This is a genomic window from Nocardia sp. NPDC006044 (assembly GCF_042871115.1).
GTDB lineage: Bacteria > Actinomycetota > Actinomycetes > Mycobacteriales > Mycobacteriaceae > Nocardia.
The window spans coordinates 1,095,763-1,111,646 of sequence record NZ_JBIAID010000004.1 but is presented as its reverse complement, the minus strand read 5'-3'; the positions used below and the strand labels follow the sequence as shown (position 1 = coordinate 1,111,646).

Annotated in this window: 15 protein-coding genes; 12 read left to right on the top strand and 3 right to left on the bottom strand. The window is 68.8% G+C overall.

Annotation, left to right across the window (positions count from 1 at the left end):
• The first annotated feature begins 4 nt into the window (after window positions 1–4).
• From ACFYO1_RS36175 to ACFYO1_RS36130, 10 genes are all read left to right on the top strand, one after another.
• Window positions 5–1,126, top strand: a complete 1,122-nt coding sequence (locus ACFYO1_RS36175; RefSeq protein WP_387241489.1) for a CaiB/BaiF CoA transferase family protein — start codon at window positions 5–7, stop codon at window positions 1,124–1,126.
• Between the two features lie 68 nt (window positions 1,127–1,194).
• Window positions 1,195–2,991, top strand: a complete 1,797-nt coding sequence (locus ACFYO1_RS36170) for an acyl-CoA dehydrogenase (RefSeq protein WP_387241486.1) — start codon at window positions 1,195–1,197, stop codon at window positions 2,989–2,991.
• Between the two features lie 35 nt (window positions 2,992–3,026).
• Window positions 3,027–3,653: a QsdR family transcriptional regulator gene (locus ACFYO1_RS36165; protein WP_387241483.1), complete on the top strand. Its 627-nt coding sequence runs from the start codon at window positions 3,027–3,029 to the stop codon at window positions 3,651–3,653.
• 1 nt (window position 3,654) lies between these two features.
• On the top strand, window positions 3,655–4,647 hold the full coding sequence (locus tag ACFYO1_RS36160) for a 1-aminocyclopropane-1-carboxylate deaminase/D-cysteine desulfhydrase (RefSeq protein WP_387241480.1): 993 nt from the start codon (window positions 3,655–3,657) through the stop codon (window positions 4,645–4,647).
• A gap of 184 nt (window positions 4,648–4,831) precedes the next feature.
• A complete protein-coding gene (locus ACFYO1_RS36155; RefSeq protein WP_387241477.1) occupies window positions 4,832–5,617 on the top strand; it encodes a GntR family transcriptional regulator in 786 nt (261 codons plus the stop codon).
• A complete protein-coding gene (locus ACFYO1_RS36150) occupies window positions 5,618–5,845 on the top strand; it encodes a ferredoxin family protein (RefSeq protein ID WP_030519968.1) in 228 nt (75 codons plus the stop codon).
• Window positions 5,846–5,857: 12 nt separating this feature from the next.
• Window positions 5,858–7,285, top strand: coding sequence for an ABC transporter substrate-binding protein (locus ACFYO1_RS36145; RefSeq protein WP_387241473.1), 1,428 nt, complete (start codon window positions 5,858–5,860; stop codon window positions 7,283–7,285).
• Complete coding sequence (locus tag ACFYO1_RS36140) at window positions 7,282–8,157, top strand: ABC transporter permease (protein ID WP_387241470.1); 876 nt, start codon at window positions 7,282–7,284, stop codon at window positions 8,155–8,157. Before ACFYO1_RS36145 ends, ACFYO1_RS36140 begins: the two co-directional genes overlap by 4 nt.
• A complete protein-coding gene (locus ACFYO1_RS36135; protein ID WP_387241467.1) occupies window positions 8,154–8,891 on the top strand; it encodes an ABC transporter ATP-binding protein in 738 nt (245 codons plus the stop codon). Before ACFYO1_RS36140 ends, ACFYO1_RS36135 begins: the two co-directional genes overlap by 4 nt.
• Window positions 8,888–11,575: a fumarate reductase/succinate dehydrogenase flavoprotein subunit gene (locus tag ACFYO1_RS36130; protein ID WP_387241464.1), complete on the top strand. Its 2,688-nt coding sequence runs from the start codon at window positions 8,888–8,890 to the stop codon at window positions 11,573–11,575. The genes ACFYO1_RS36135 and ACFYO1_RS36130 overlap by 4 nt, the downstream gene beginning before the upstream one ends.
• Before the next feature lie 11 nt (window positions 11,576–11,586).
• Here the strand turns inward: ACFYO1_RS36130 and ACFYO1_RS36125 are convergent, their stop codons facing one another.
• Window positions 11,587–12,168 (bottom strand): NAD-dependent epimerase/dehydratase family protein, encoded by a 582-nt coding sequence (locus ACFYO1_RS36125; protein WP_387241461.1) that lies wholly within the window; start codon window positions 12,166–12,168, stop codon window positions 11,587–11,589.
• Window positions 12,169–12,237: 69 nt separating this feature from the next.
• On the opposite strand from ACFYO1_RS36125, the gene ACFYO1_RS36120 reads away from it, so the two are divergent.
• Complete coding sequence (locus ACFYO1_RS36120; RefSeq protein ID WP_387241459.1) at window positions 12,238–13,692, top strand: carboxylesterase/lipase family protein; 1,455 nt, start codon at window positions 12,238–12,240, stop codon at window positions 13,690–13,692.
• 358 nt (window positions 13,693–14,050) lie between these two features.
• On the top strand, window positions 14,051–14,257 hold the full coding sequence (locus ACFYO1_RS36115) for a DUF397 domain-containing protein (RefSeq protein WP_387241456.1): 207 nt from the start codon (window positions 14,051–14,053) through the stop codon (window positions 14,255–14,257).
• Window positions 14,258–14,269: 12 nt separating this feature from the next.
• On the opposite strand, the gene ACFYO1_RS36110 is transcribed toward ACFYO1_RS36115, so the two are convergent.
• Together ACFYO1_RS36110 and ACFYO1_RS36105 are read right to left on the bottom strand one after the other, a co-directional pair.
• Window positions 14,270–15,004, bottom strand: coding sequence for a hypothetical protein (locus tag ACFYO1_RS36110; protein WP_387241452.1), 735 nt, complete (start codon window positions 15,002–15,004; stop codon window positions 14,270–14,272).
• A 96-nt stretch (window positions 15,005–15,100) separates the two neighbouring features.
• Window positions 15,101–15,799, bottom strand: coding sequence for a GntR family transcriptional regulator (locus ACFYO1_RS36105; RefSeq protein WP_387241449.1), 699 nt, complete (start codon window positions 15,797–15,799; stop codon window positions 15,101–15,103).
• Window positions 15,800–15,884 lie beyond the last annotated feature (85 nt).

The window sequence follows — 15,884 nt, the reverse complement described above, 5'->3', positions numbered from 1 at the left end:
AGACATGGGACCACTGCACGGAGTGAAAGTCATCGAGATCGCCAGCCTCGCGCCCGGCCCGTTCGGCGCGATGATCCTGGCCGATCTCGGCGCCGAGGTGCTGCGGGTCGACCGCGGCGGCGCGCCCGGGGCGGGCATCGTCTCGCCCCCGGGCCCGCTCGATCGCGGAAAGCACAGCATCACACTGGATCTCAAGCAGCCCGCCGATCGTGAGGCGCTGCTCGCGCTCACCGACCACGCGGACGTGCTCATCGAGGGGTTCCGGCCCGGCGTCGCCGAGCGGCTCGGCTTCGGCCCCGCCGACCTCGCGGCCCGCAACCCGCGGCTGATCTACGGCCGGATGACCGGCTGGGGCCAGCAGGGCCCGCTGGCGCACACCGCGGGTCACGACATCGACTACATCGCGATCTCCGGCGCGCTCGGCCTGGTCGGCCGGGCCGGCGAACCGCCGGTACCGCCCGCGAACATGCTCGGCGACTACGCCGGCGGCGGCCTGCTGCTCGCGCTCGGTGTGCTCGGCGCGCTCTACGAGCGCGAACGCTCCGGCCGGGGGCAGGTGGTCGACGCGGCCATGGTGGACGGTTCCGCGCTGTTCACCGCGTCGATGCACGGCCTGCACCACCTCGGGCTGTGGAACTTCCCGCGCGGGGAGAACATGCTCGACGGTGGCGCGCCTTTCTACGACACCTACGCATGCGCGGACGGCAAGTTTCTCGCCGTCGGCTGCGTAGAGACCCCGTTCTACGACCAGATGCTCGCCATCCTCGGCATCGACGACCCCGACCTGCCGTTCCAGCTGGACAAGAACGGCTGGCCGCGGCTGAAAGAGGTGCTCGGCGCCAAGTTCAAGGAGCGCACCCGCGACGAATGGGCCGAGGTGTTCACCGGTTCCGACGCCTGCGTCGCCCCGGTGCTGAGCCCGTGGGAGGCCCACGAGCACCCGCACAACCGCGCCCGCAACGCCTTCATCGAGGTCGACGGCGTGCTCCAGCCCGCGCCCGCCCCGCGCTTCGACCGCACCCCGGTCGATACCCCGGCCGCGCTCTCGTCCGACCCGGAGCAGGTCCGAAAGTTGCTGTCCGGCTGGGGCGTTGCGGCCGAACAGATCGACCGCGTCACCGGCTGAGCCGACGCCGAGGCGCAGCCGCCCGCCGTAAGATACAGTGGTTGGCACATGTCTCGAAAGGACGGCTGATGCGTTCCACGCTGCTTTCCCGGCGCGATCTCGATTTCCTGCTGTACGAGTGGTTGAACGTCGAGCAACTCGTCAAACGCGAGCGCTACGCCGATCATTCGCGCGACACCTTCGACGCGATGCTCGAGCTCAGCGAGCAGCTGGCCACCAAATACTTCGCGCCGCACAACAAGCTCAACGACGCGAACGAGCCGACCTTCGACGGCGAACGGGTCACCATCATCCCCGAGGTGGCCACCGCGCTGGCCGCCTTCGCCAAGGCCGGATTGCCCGCCGCGGCAATGGATTACGAACTCGGCGGCGCGCAGCTGCCGGTCACCGTCGCGCAGGCGAGCTACGCGTGGTTCCAGGCGGCCAATCCCGGCACCTCCGGCTACTCGTTCCTCACCGTGGCCAACGCGAATCTCCTTCTCGCCCACACCGGTCCGGAGTTCACCGACCGGTTCGTCCGCCCGATGCTCGAGGGCCGGTTCTTCGGCACCATGTGCCTGTCCGAACCACAGGCGGGTTCCTCGCTGGCCGACATCGTCACCCGGGCCGAGCCCCAGGACGACGGCACCTACCGGCTGTTCGGCACGAAGATGTGGATCTCCGGCGGCGATCACGAGCTCGGCGAGAACATCGTGCACCTGGTGCTCGCGAAGATCCCCGGCGGCCCGGCGGGCACCAAGGGCATCTCGCTGTTCGTCGTGCCGCGGTTCCTGGTCGAGGACGACGGCACGGTCGGCGAGCGCAACGACGTCGCGCTGGCCGGGCTCAATCACAAGATGGGCTTCCGCGGCACGGTCAACACCGTGCTCAACTTCGGCGAGGGCCGCTGGACCCCCAACGGCGCCGCGGGCGCGGTCGGCTACCTGGTCGGCGAGCCGCACCGCGGGCTCAGCTACATGTTCCACATGATGAACGAGGCACGCATCGGCGTCGGCATGGTCGCCTCGGCGCTCGGCTACACCGGCTACCTCGAGTCGCTCGACTACGCCCGTACCCGCGCGCAGGGCCGGGCGAAGCTGCCCGCCGATCCGACCGCGCCACAGCGGCCGATCATCGAGCACGCCGACGTCAAGCGAATGCTGCTGGCGCAGAAGTCCTACACCGAGGGCGCGCTGGCACTGGTGCTGTACTGCGCGCGGCTGGTCGACGAGCAGCAGACCGCCGATTCGGCGGACGAGCGGCGGGCGCTCACGCTGCTGCTCGACATCCTCACCCCGATCGCCAAGAGCTGGCCGTCGCAATGGTGCCTGGAGGCGAACAACCTGGCCATCCAGGTGCTCGGCGGTTACGGCTACACCCGCGAATACAACGTCGAACAGCATTACCGGGACAACCGGCTCAACCCGATCCACGAGGGCACGCACGGCATCCAGGGCCTCGATCTGCTGGGGCGCAAGGTAACCCAGCAGAACGGCGCCAGCCTGCTCGCGTTGAACGAGCGGGTGCAGGGCACGGTGACGGCGGCGCGCGCCGCCGGCGGCGAGGCGGCCGAGCTTGCCGCGCAACTGGACTCGTCCTGGCAGCGCCTCGTCGAGGTGACCGCGGGCCTGTTCGCCACCGGCGACTTCGAGGCCGCGCTGGCGAACAGCTCGGTCTACCTGGAGGCCTTCGGCCACATCGTGCTGGCCTGGATCTGGCTCGAGCAGCTACTGGCCACCGGGGACCACACCGGCGATTTCTACGACGGCAAGCGGCACGCGGCCCGGTACTTCTACCGCTTCGAATTGCCCAAGACGGCACCGGCATTGGACCTGCTCGCCCGCCTCGACACCACTACCCTGGAAATGCGCGACGCCTGGTTCTGATTCGGTACACACCTGCAAGGATGTACCATTTTCCGATGACCACCCCCCGCCAGCGAACCACCCGCCCGCCAGGCCGACCGGCGTCGGCGACCCGGGAGGAGGTGATCGACCTCGCGCGGCAGGCGTTCCTGGCCGGTGAGCGGGTGGACATCCAGGCGATCGCGGCGCAGCTCGGGCTCAGCCGCGCCTCGGTCTACCGCTGGTTCGGTTCGCGCGAGGGCGTGCTCGGCACGGTGCTGGCCGGCGAGTTCGCCGCGCTGCTCACCCGCGCCGACGCCAAGCGGCGCTCCACCGGCGCCCGGCGCATCCTGGACGTGCTCTACCGGGTGAATCGCTGGATGACCGACAACGTGCCGTTCCGGCGCTACTTCGAGAACGAGCCGCTGGCCGGGCTGCGCATTCTGACCGCGAGCGACGGGCCGGTGCAGCCGCTGGTGGTTACCACCGTGCGCGAGCTCATCGCCCGCGCCGAACGCGAGGACGGCTACCGGCCGCCGGTCGAACCGGACCTGCTCGCCTACACCCTGGTCCGGCTGGGCGAGGCATTCCTGTACAACGATAATGTCGCAGGCATCCGAGGGGATGTCGACCGGCTGCACGAGGTGCAGGCCGCACTGCTCGGCATCCCCGAGGCGATCACGAGACCTCCCACCGGAAGCTGACATGTCGGACTCATTGCTGCACAAGCGTTTCCCAGACCTCGCCGACACCCTGCCGTATCTGCGCCTCGGCACCGCGCCGACCCCGGTCCGCCCCCTGGACGTCGGTACCGCCGCGGCGCTGTGGTGCAAGGACGACAGCGTCTACGGCGACGGCGGCTGGGGCGGCAACAAGGTCCGCAAGCTGGAATGGCTGCTGCCCGAGGCACATCGGCGCGGCGCCCGCACCATCCTCACCGTCGGCGGCACCGGCACCAACTGGGGTCTCGCCACCGCGCTCTACGGGCGCGATCAGGGCATCTCGACCATCCTCACGCTGGTCGATCAACCGGCCGACGATCACGTTCGCGCACAGCTGCGACGCATCGAGAAGTCCGGCGCCGCAGTACATCTCACGCACACCAAGCGGCGAACCAGGCTGACGGCGCCCTGGCTCTACCTGCGGCACAAACTCGGCCGCGAACGGCCGTACTTCCTGCCGGTGGGTGGCTCGTCGCCGCTCGGCGCGCTCGGTTACGTCGAGGGCGCACTGGAATTGGCCGACCAGATCGCCGCGGGCGTGCTGCCCGAACCCGGCCATATCGTCACCGCGGTCGGGTCCGGCGGCACCGCAGCGGGTTTGGCGCTCGGACTGCGGCTGGCCGGGTTGCGGACCCGGGTCGTCGGGGTCGTCGTCAACGACTCGCTCCCCCTCGACGCGCCCCACATCATCCGGCTGGCCGCGAAGGCGGAGCGGCTGTTGCGTTCACGCGGGGCACAATTCGAGCCGACCGGGTTGGGCGTGGACGACCTCACCATCACCACGGACTGGCTCGGCCCCGGCTACGGACACGCGACCCCGGCCGCGCGCGAGGCGCAGTCGCTCGCGGCACAGGACGGACTCGGTCTCGAAACCGTGTACACCGCCAAAGCATTGGCGGCGGTCCTGCACCTCGACACCGCCGGCGCCTTCGGCGCGGGCCCCGTACTCTTCCTCAATACCTACGGCCCTCGATAACCCGCCGCATTCGAATCGGCGTGATCCGAATCCGGTGCCGGTCCGCCGAGGTGGCGTATTGGCCTGCCGATCCACCATTTCGCCAGGTCGGGGCCGGGTGGCGGCGGCGCAATAACATCCCCTGATTCCCGGCCTGCCCGCCGCCGGGATCCGGGCTGCCGATTCCGCACTATCGTCGCTATCCATGCAGGTCAGCGACAGAAAGGCGGCAGATGGCGCGGCCGAACCCACACCGGTGCGGCGGTTGCGCGCCGATCAAGCCCGGCGAGTCGCCGATCTGCTCCGGCATCAACTGCACGCCGGCGCGTTCGACGCCGGACTGCCCGGCGAACAGCAGCTCGCGGCGGAGTTCGAGACGTCCCGCAATACGGTGCGCGAGGCCCTCGCGCTACTGAAGGACGAGGGGCTGATCGATCGGGCGCCCAAGATCGGCACCCGGGTCGCGACGCGCAAATACGATCACGGCCTCGACGCGCTGCTCGGCCTCCAGGAGACGTTCAAGGACCACGGCACCGTGCGCAACGAGGTCCGGGCCGCCATGCACGTCACCGCCCCGGCGGCGGTCGCGCGCCGTCTGCACCTCGCGCCCGGCGAGCGCGTCGTCTATGTGGAACGGCTGCGCTATCTCGCGGACCTGCCGCTGAGCCTCGACCTCACCTACCTGGTGCCCGATATCGGCACCGAACTGCTCGGCCACGACCTCGAGCACACCGATATCTTCGTGCTGCTCGAACAGCTCAGCGGCCGCTCGCTCGGGCACGCCGACCTCGCGCTGGAGGCGGTGCCCGCCGACCCGCACACCGCCTCCACCCTCGACATCCCCGGCGGCGCACCGCTGCTCATGCTCGAACGGCTGACCCACCTCGACGACGGCAGGCCGGTCGACCTCGAGTACATCCGCCTGCGCGGCGACCGAATCACCATGCGCGGCAGCCTGACCCGTAGCACCCCCGAATGGAAGGTCCTCTAGATGGCACTCGCGAACCAGCGCACCGATATTCCGGTGACCATCGACGAATCGCTCTGCATCCAGGGCTGCACGCTGTGCGTCGAGATCTGCCCGCTCGACTCGCTCGCCATCAACCCGGACAACGGCAAGGCCTTCATGCACGTGGACGAGTGCTGGTACTGCGGCCCGTGCGCCGCCCGCTGTCCCACCGGCGCCGTCACCGTCAACATGCCCTACCTGCTCCGCTGATCTGGAAGTCCGATGAAAGTACGCCTCCTTCCCGCCCTGCTCGCCGCCGCGCTCACCCTGGCCGGCTGCTCCCTCGAGAGTTCGAACGACACCCCCGCCGGGACCGTGAAGGTCGTCGTGGGTTACCAGTCCAAGACCATCAACACCGTCACCGCCGGGACGCTGCTCAAAGCGCAGGGGTACCTGGAACAGCGGTTGCGGCAGATCACCGATCGGGGTGGCGCCAGGTATCAGGTCGAGTGGCAGGACTACGACACCGGCGCGCCGATCACCGCGCAGATGGTGGCGGAGAAGATCGACATCGGGTCGATGGGCGATTATCCGTTGCTGATCAACGGGTCTCGGACGCAGGCCAACGAGCGAGCGAAGACCGCGCTGGTGTCGGTGACCGGGTACAACCCGAGGGGCGCGCTCAACATGGTTGTCGTGCCGCCGGATTCGACCGCGACGAGCATCGCCGAGTTGGCCGGGCAGAAGGTCTCGGCCAGCGTCGGATCGGCCGGGCACGGCACCCTGGTGCAGGCGCTCACCCGGGCGGGCATCGATGCGGGCAAGGGTGTCGAGGTGCTGAACCAGCAGCCGCAGATCGGCGCGACCGCATTGGAATCGCATCAGGTGCAGGCGCTTTCACAGTTCGTCGCGTGGCCCGGGCTGCTGGTGTTCCAGAACAAGGCGAAGTTGCTGTACGACGGTGCGGAACTCGGAGTGCCGACGTTCCATGGCGTGGTCGCGCGGCGGGCGTATACCGCCGAGCATCCGGAGGTATTGCAGGCCTTTCTGGCGGCACAGCTCGACGCGACGGCGTTTCAACGGGACCGGCCGTTCGAGGCCGCCAAGATCGTCGCGGACGGCTCGGGGCTGCCGCAGGAGGTCGTCTACCTCTACAACGGGCCGGGCGGAACGTCTTTCGACACCACGCTCAAACCGAGTTTGATCAACGCGCTGAAAGGCGATGTGCCGTATCTGAAATCGATCGGCGACTTCGCCGAGCTGGATGTCGACGGGTTCGTCGACAGTGGGCCGCTGCGGAAGGCGTTCGCCGAGGACGGTCGCGCGGACTACGACCGGTCGGTGGCGACGACGGCGAATCCGAGCCTGATCAGCGGCACCGATCCGATCTGCGGTCGGGCCGTGACGGATTCGGCGCGGGCCGGCGAGGTGTGGATCGACGGGGCGGATCGGCCGCAGCCGGCCGCCGACGCGGGCTGCCTGTTGCGGGCGGTGCAGACCGCCAAGTCGCAGGGCAAGGTCGTCCGTGCCGCCTACCTCCCCGATGCCGAACTCGGCACGCGGTGGCTCGCCGACAAGTCGATCTGGGTGCGTGACGGCGACGCGTTCCTGCCGTTCACGACTCCGGCTGCGGCGCAGCGGTATCGGCAGGCGCACGCGGGCGCGGTGAACGTGTCCTATGACCAGGCCGTCACGGACGTTCGCCCATGACCATCGAAGTCCCGGCGAAGATCCAGGCCGGCGATGTCACCGCGGCTGAGCCGGCGCGGGACGAGTCTGCGCGGACCGGCGCAGGCGAGCCGCGCAAAGGACTGTGGCAATCCCGGTTGATCCGGGTCGCCTCGGTCGCCGCCGCTGTCGGTCTGTGGCAACTGCTCACCGTCAACAACGTCCGGGCCGGGCTCCGGTTCGACACGCTGCCCACGGTCACCGAGATCATCGCCGAATTCGGCAAACATCTGGGATCGGATCAGTACTACCTGGACATCGCCCAATCGCTGATCCGGATCGTGAGCGGGTTCGGGCTCGCCGCGGTGGTGGGTGTGCTGGCCGGGATCGGGCTCGGCCGATCCCGGCTGCTGGCCGATGTTTTCGGCCCGCTCACCGAGCTGGCCCGCCCGATTCCGGCGATCGCGCTGGTGCCGGTGGCGATCCTGATGTTCCCCAGCGACGAGTCCGGCATGGTGTTCATCACCTTCACCGCGTCGGTGTTCCCGGTGCTAGTCAGTACCCGGCACGCGGTGCGCGCGCTGCCCGCGGTCTGGGCGGACGCGGTGCGTACCCTGGGCGCCTCGCGCGTCGGTGTGCTTGTGCGCGTGGTGTTTCCGGGGATCCTGCCGGGCGTGTTCAGCGGACTGTCGGTGGGCATGGGGGTGGCCTGGATCTGTCTCATCTCCGCGGAGATGATCTCGGGCCGGCTCGGTATCGGTTACCGGACCTGGCAGGCCTACACCATCGTCGACTATCCGGCCGTGTTCGTCGGCATGATCACCATCGGCATCCTCGGCTTCGGCACGTCCGGGATCGTCGAACTGGCCGGTCGCCGGGTCACCCACTGGCTGCCTAGAGAGGTGTCCGAATGACCACCACGGCGTCGCTCGAAACGGCCGGAATGCGGTTGCGGCTCAACAATGTCCGAATCTCCTATGGCGACCGCACCGTCATCGACAGGCTCGATCTCGACGTCGCGCCCGGCGAAATCCTGGTCCTGGTCGGCAAATCCGGTTGCGGGAAGTCCACCGTGCTGCGCGCGCTGGCCGGATTGCGGACGCCGCAGGGCGGTACGGTGCTGGCCGACGGCGCGCCCGTCACCGGGCCGTCGGCCGACCGCGCCCTGGTCTTCCAGGACGACGCGCTGCTGCCGTGGCGCACCGTCGGCCAGAACATCGAACTCCCGCTGCGACTGCGCGGCCTGCCGCGCGGCAAACGCAAAGAGCGGGTGCGGCATTGGGTGAGCGAGATCGGTCTGACCGGCTACGCCGACTTCCTGCCGCGTGACCTGTCCGGCGGCATGCGCCAGCGCGTGCAGCTGGCGCGCAGCCTGGCCGGCGCACCCCGCGCCGTGCTCATGGACGAACCGTTCGGCGCGCTCGACACCCAGACCCGCGCGACCATGCAGCGCCTGCTGATCGACACCTGGCGCACGCACCCGACCACCATCGTCTTCGTCACCCACGATCTGGACGAGGCCCTGCTGCTCGGCGATCGCGTCGCCGTGCTCGGCGGCGGCGCGCTCCGCACGATCGTCGACGTGCCGAACCCGCGCCAGGACGTCGATCGACGCTCGGTGCGGGCCGAAATCCTGGAGAACCTGTGAACATTCCGGAGCTGTCCGATCGGGTCCGGCTGGACTGCGATGTGCTGGTCGTCGGCGGCGGGACGGCGGGCACCATGGCCGCGCTCACCGCCGCCGAGGCCGGGGCCGATGTGCTGCTGTTGGAGAAGGCGCACGTGCGGCACTCGGGCGCGCTCGCGATGGGGATGGACGGCGTGAACAACGCCGTCATCCCCGGTAAGGCGGAGCCGGAGGACTACGTCGCCGAGATCACCAGGGCCAACGACGGAATCGTCGACCAGCGCACCGTGTATCAGACCGCGACCCGTGGCTTCGCCATGGTGCAGCGGCTCGAGCGGTACGGGGTGAAATTCGAGAAGGACGAGTACGGCGAGTACGCGGTCCGGCGGGTGCACCGGTCGGGGTCCTATGTGCTGCCGATGCCCGAGGGCAAGGACGTCAAGAAGGCGCTGTATCGCGTTCTGCGGCAACGGAAGATGCGGGAGCGCATCCGGATCGAGAACCGGCTGATGCCCGTCCGGGTGCTCACCGAGGGCGGGCGCGCGGTGGGCGCGGCCGCGTTGCACACCCGCACCGGTGAATTCGTCGTCGTCGGCGCCAAGTCGGTGATCCTGGCGACCGGTCCGTGTGGCCGGCTCGGGCTGCCCGCCTCGGGGTATCTGTATGGGACCTATGAGAATCCGACGAACGCGGGTGACGGGTATTCGATGGCCTATCACGCCGGCGCGGAGCTCAGCGGGATCGAGTGCTTCCAGATCAACCCGCTGATCAAGGATTACAACGGGCCGGCCTGCGCGTATGTCGCCAATCCGTTCGGCGGATACCAGGTGAACGCGCAGGGTGAGCGGTTCGTCGACTCCGACTATTGGTCGGGGGCGATGATGGCCGAGGTCAAGCGGGAGATCGAATCCGCGCGCGGGCCCATCTATCTCAAGGTCTCACATCTGCCGGAGGAGACCCTCTCCACGTTGGAGGGGATCCTGCACACCACGGAGCGGCCGACCCGCGGCACCTTCCACGCCAATCGCGGGCATGACTACCGCACGCACGACATCGAGATGCACATTTCCGAAATCGGTTTGTGCGGCGGGCATTCCGCGTCGGGGGTGTGGGTGGACGAGCATGCGCGAACCACCGTGCCCGGTCTCTACGCGGCAGGCGATCTGGCGTGCGTGCCGCACAACTACATGATCGGCGCGTTCGTCTTCGGCGATCTGGCCGGTGCGCACGCCGCGTCGACGCTCGACGAGGTCGCGGCGCCGGTCGAGCTGCCGGAGGATCAGCTGGCCGAGGCGCACGAGTTGATCTATCGCTCGTTGCGTCACCCGGAAGGCCCGCCGCAGCCGCAGGTCGAGTACAAGTTGCGCCGGTTCGTCAATGACTATGTGGCGCCGCCGAAGACGGCCGCCAAGCTGTCGATCGCGATCGAGACCTTCGATCGGATGCGGGGTGAGATCGCGCAGATCGGCGCGCGGACGCCGCACGAGCTGATGCGGGCCGCGGAGGTGTCGTTCATCCGCGATTGCGCCGAGATGGCGGCGCGTAGCTCGTTGACCCGCACCGAGTCTCGCTGGGGTCTGTACCACGATCGCGCCGATATTCCCGAGCGCGACGATGTCGGCTGGCGGTATCACCTCAATCTGCGCAAGAACGCCGACGGCGCCATGGAATTCCGCAAGCGGCCGGTCGCGCCGTACCTGGTTCCGGTCCCCGGACTCGACGACCTGACCTCGGCCGACCCGGCCATCGTCGCGGTGCACGAGCCGGCGCCGCTCAGCGGTCGCGCGCCGCAGCGGGCCGGCGAGGTCGCGGCGGTTCGCGAATCCGTCACTCCCCCTTCGCCTCGGCTCGTCGCGTTGCTCGCCCTCGACGCGCCGACCGTGGCCGACCTGTCGACCTATCTGGTGGATGCAGACAGTGGCGTGCGGGTGGCGGCGCTGTCCGTGCTCACCGAGAACACTCCGGAGGGTTTCGCGGCGGTGCTGGTCGAGGCGCTCGATGATGGCGCTGCCGCGGTGCGGCGAGCGGCCGCGGCGAGTCTGCGGGAACTGGTCGAGGTGTTACCCGGTGCGATCGGATTGGCCGAGCGGCTGCGGTCGCCCGATGCGGTCGTGCGGGCAACGGTGATCGATCTGCTGCGGGCGTTGCGCGCCGGAACCGCGCCGCAATATCGTTCGGCACTGGCGGATTCGGATCATCGGGTGCGGATCGAAGCGGTCCGCGCCCTGGTGTCGCTCGATGACCGGCAGGCGGTTTCGTCGGTCGCGGGCGACGGCATCCGCGAGGTCCGGATCGCGGTCGCGCAGGGACTGGCGGCCATCGGCGGCGGTGGGCCCGAAGTGATCCGGGTGCTCGCCACGGACCACGACCCGCTGGTGCGGGCCGCGGCGCTGGCGGCGTTCGCCGTCATCCCCCCGGACCCGGCCGACGTCACCGAACTATTTGCCGCGCTGCGGCATTCGGCCTGGCAGGTGCGGGTCGGCGCGGCGCGCGGACTGGCGGGCGCGGAAGGTGAGTCCGCCGTGCCGATCCTGGCCGAGGCGCTGAACGACCCACATCTCGACGTGCGCAAGGCGGCCGTGCTGACCCTGACCACCTGGCCGGGCAATCGGGACGCGATCGACGCCCTCGAACGCGCCGTCGATGATGTCGACGCCGACGTGCGCGCCTATGCCCGGCGCGCGTTGCCGCAGACCACGGGCTGAGAAGCCGTGGCCTAAGCGGTGTCGGCGATGATGACCACGCCCGGGGACGCGTCCAGCAGCGGAATCGTCCGGATCGCGGCGTCATCCACGTGCACCCGCGGATGGGCGGGCAGCTCGCTTTCGTAATAGGTTCCGGGACCGTAGAACTGGCCGTACTTCACCACCACGCCGTCGATGTCGAGGACGGCGGCGTCATGGTCCTGGATGACCTGGGCCCCGCCCGCCGGTTCCCACGCGATGCTCTGCGCGAGGAAACGCTTCGCGCCTGCGGCGCGGGCCGCGGCGATGAGGTTGCGGGTGCCCTCGGTGCGGATGCGCGAGTTCGCGTTCGCCGCCTCGGGCAGCCGCGCGACATCGTCGGGGAGATCGGTCAGCTGATGCATGACCAGGTCGGGCCGGAAGTCCACGACCGCCGCGATGAGTGCGTCCAGGTCGTAGACATCGCAGATCACCGGGATCGCCCCGGCGTCGCGCACCCGGTCCGCCTTGCCTGCCGATCGGGTCATTCCCGCGACCTCGTGTCCCGCCTCGGCCAGCAGCGGGAGCAGCCGTGTTCCGATCACGCCGGTCGCACCGGCCAGAAAGATCCGCATCATTCTACCCTAGTGAGTCGCCCGGGTATGAGACGTTCAAGGTGTCGCCGGCGATTTGTGAGGAACCGAATGCACACGTCAGTAGTGGACCTGCCCCAAGGCAAGGTGCGCGGTAGCGCGACCGGATCTGTGCACGCGTTCCTCGGAATACCCTATGCGGCAGCACCATTGGGTGCCGCACTGTTCCAGGCGCCCGGGACCGCGCCCACCTGGGATGACGAACGCGATGCCACCCGATTCGGTCCCACCGCACCGCAGCTGGGCTATCCGGAGCCGCTGCGCTCGATTCTGCACAATCCGATCATCGAGGGGTCCGAGTTCCTCAATCTCAACGTGTGGACGCCCGATCCGGCCGCGGCGGGTCTGCCGGTCATGGTCTGGATCCACGGCGGGGCGTTCCGCGTGGGTTCCAGCGCGGTCTCGGTGTACAGCGGGCATGCGTTCGCTCGTGACGGCGTCGTCCTGGTCAGCCTCAACTACCGGTTGGGCGCGATCGGCTTCGCCGCCCTCGAAGGGACACCGGCCAATCGCGGCATCCTCGACCAGATCGCCGCGCTCGAGTGGGTCCGCGACAATATCGCCGCTTTCGGTGGCGACCCCACGCAAGTCACCCTGTTCGGCGAATCCGCGGGCGCGATGAGCGTCGCCACGCTACTCGCCTCTCCCCTGGCCACCGGCCTGTTCCAGCGCGCAATTATCCAGAGCGGCAACGGATCCATCGCCTCCACCCTGGATGACGCGCGCCTCGTGGCCGCGGACTTCGCCGGGCGGCTGGACACCACCCCCGGCGCCGCCGAAATCCCGGCCCTGCTCGAAGCGGAACGAAACCTGGTCCTCGACTTCACCCTCAGCCAGGACCCGGCCCGCTGGGGGCGCTCCACCCTCACGGCAAGTCTGGGTTTGATGGCCTTCCACCCCACAATCGACGACCGGGTCCTCACCGCGCTCCCCGTCGACGCGATCGCCGCGGGCGCGGCCCGTGACATCCCGCTGATCGTGGGCACCACCGCCGACGAATTCCGCCTCTACACCGCCCCCGCCGGGCTCACCCTCACCCCGGATGCCCTGGCCGGCGTCCTCAGCGCCCGCGGCCTGGACCCCACCGTCGCCGATACCTATTCGGCCAACCGCCCCGACGCGACCCCCGGCGACCTCTTGGCCGCCATCCTCACCGACTGGGCCTTCCGTGTCCCCGCCACTCGCCTCGCCGAGGCCGCGACCACCGCTCACGTCTACGAATTCGCTTGGCCCACACCGTACCTCGACCTCCGAGCCTGCCATGCCAGCGAAATTGCCTTCGTCTTCGACACCTTGACCGCCGAGGGCGCCACAATGATGCTCGGCCCGCACACCCCGCCCCAAACCCTGGCCGCCGAAATCCACCACACCTGGATAGATTTCGCCCGCGGCCGCACCCCCTGGACGCCTTACGAAACGACCACCCGCCCCGTGATAACCTTCAACACCCCACGCTCCCAATTGGTCTCGAATCCTCGCCCCGACGAACTCGGCCTATGGATCTGACGGCGTGCAGGCATACGCGCGCAAAGGTTTTCGGGACGCGCACAATGGTTTACCGGTCGTTTCGTGCGCGACGAAATGAGAAGTGCGCCGGCCACGACTACGCCGACAATTGGCGGCGCAATTGCGAAACCTCTTGAATGCCAGCAGATACGGCATATCGGGCGGCGTTATTCGTAAAACGCGCAAAGCGGGCATCACTGCGACCGGAACGGATCGCCACCGGTTGAGGTCTGCGGAAATGGAAGGGTGGCGCCGGGGCGGGATCGGGTCGTATCGTGGCTCGGCTCGACCGTGTGTGGCTATCGTGGACGCGGCAGCAGCCGCGCTCTCATTCTCAGGATCACAAAGGAGTATGCCCGTGAACGTAGACCTGTCCGGCGCGCAGTGGTTCAAGAGCCGTCGCAGTGGTGCCTCCAAGGATTGCGTGGAGGTGGCCTTCATCGAAGGTGGCGCGGTCGGTGTCCGGGACTCGAAGAACCCCACCGGACCGGCCCTGGTGTTCGCCCCGGAAGCCTGGGACGCCTTCACCACACGGGTCGCCGACGGCGAGTTCGACCGCGCGTAGCTTCGCCCGTGATCAGCTGTCGAGCTCGGCTCCCGGAGCCGGGCTCGACGCCCGCGAAGACCGCGCGGGATAGATCGGCTCCGCGCGATCCCCGAAAAGATAGTCGCGGAACGCGCGCAAGTACTCGGCCAATTCTTGCTGATCACCGAACCGTACGTTGGTCGGGTCGGACCATTCGTCCGGCGTCGGCTGCCAAGCGATCATGAAATCCATGGCCGCACGCATCATCGTCGCGTAAACCGAGTCCTTGCCGACCCGGTCGCGGACTACCGGAGCGGCGTGCGGCATCGAGGCGCGGTACCGGTCCGAGTGCATCTGCACGAGCGGCCAGCGCAGGGCGTCTATGTGCGGGATCTCGTCCCACCACCAGGATTCGGCGCCGATGGTTCGCGCTCGACGGGGTGCCGCCGGGACCGGCGTCGGATTGTCGGCGCGCCTGCCGATTCGGCCGACAGAACGCAGGATGGGTCCGGTTCGGAGATTGTCGGCTGGGAACCAGACGCCTCGCCACACCGGGACGCCGACAAAAGGCGGATCCGCCGGAAGTGTTTCGGCCAGTGAGACATCGACCGTTATGCGGCGCACCGGCGGCAACGCTCCGTCGTTGGCCGAGGCGGCCACGAGGGTCAGGCAATCGCGCGCGTCGTACCCGGTGACACCGACGCCTCGTTCCCACAGTGGCCAGGAAGCATACGAACCGTTTCCCGACAGGTCGAATTCGATCCAGAACCGCCTCAACACCGGCATGCGCGGATCCCTCTCACCGAAAACGTGGCACCGGAGGCCAATCGTTCCAGCGCCGATCGGTGACTGCCACAGGGTATTCGGGTCCGCCGGCGCGGACTATCGGGTTTCGCCCGCGGGTGCGGGGCGGGTCAGTCCGGCGGCGGTCAGGGTGAGGTGGTGGATCAGGGTCTCCGCTGCGGCGTCGGCGTCGCGAGCCAGCGCCGTCTCCTCCAGCCTGCGGTGTTCTATGGCCCCGTCCCGGCCGGGATTACGCTGCCCGGACCAGCGCCGGGCCAGCTCGCTCGCGGTCCACATCCGATCGAAAGTCGCCAGCAGGAACGGGTTTCCGCACGCTTCCAACAACGTGCGGTGGAAGACCCGATGTGCTTCGGCCCATTCGTCGCTGTAGAACTCGCCCCCGTCCGGCGCGAACGGCGGCGTGCGCGCCAGCCGATGATGGGCGGCACGCACGCGCGCCTCCCACTCGATGTCGCCGCGCTCGATGGACATCCGCAGCATGGCCGGCTCGATGGTCCGCCGCGCCTCCGCGATCTCCTGCCAGCGCCGATCGGAGTAGGCCGGGACGGCGAATCCACGGTTGTGCAACCGGTCGGCGAGCCCCTCCCCGACCACCCGCACCAAGGCCTCACGCACAACGGCGAGACTCACGCCCTGTTCTCTGGCCAGGTCCTGCGGTTTGAGCGCAGCGCCGGGCGCGTACTCCCCACGCATGATCGCGTCCCGAAGGTGCAGGTAGATCTGTTCGCTGAGCATCCGCTTTCCCGACGAGGTCGAGGCATCAGCCGTCCGGGTCATGAGCCGAGTATAGACGATCTGGCAGATAATCGATTATTGATGCTAGAGTCGATCGGGCGGCCACACCGCCGATCTCTACGCACGG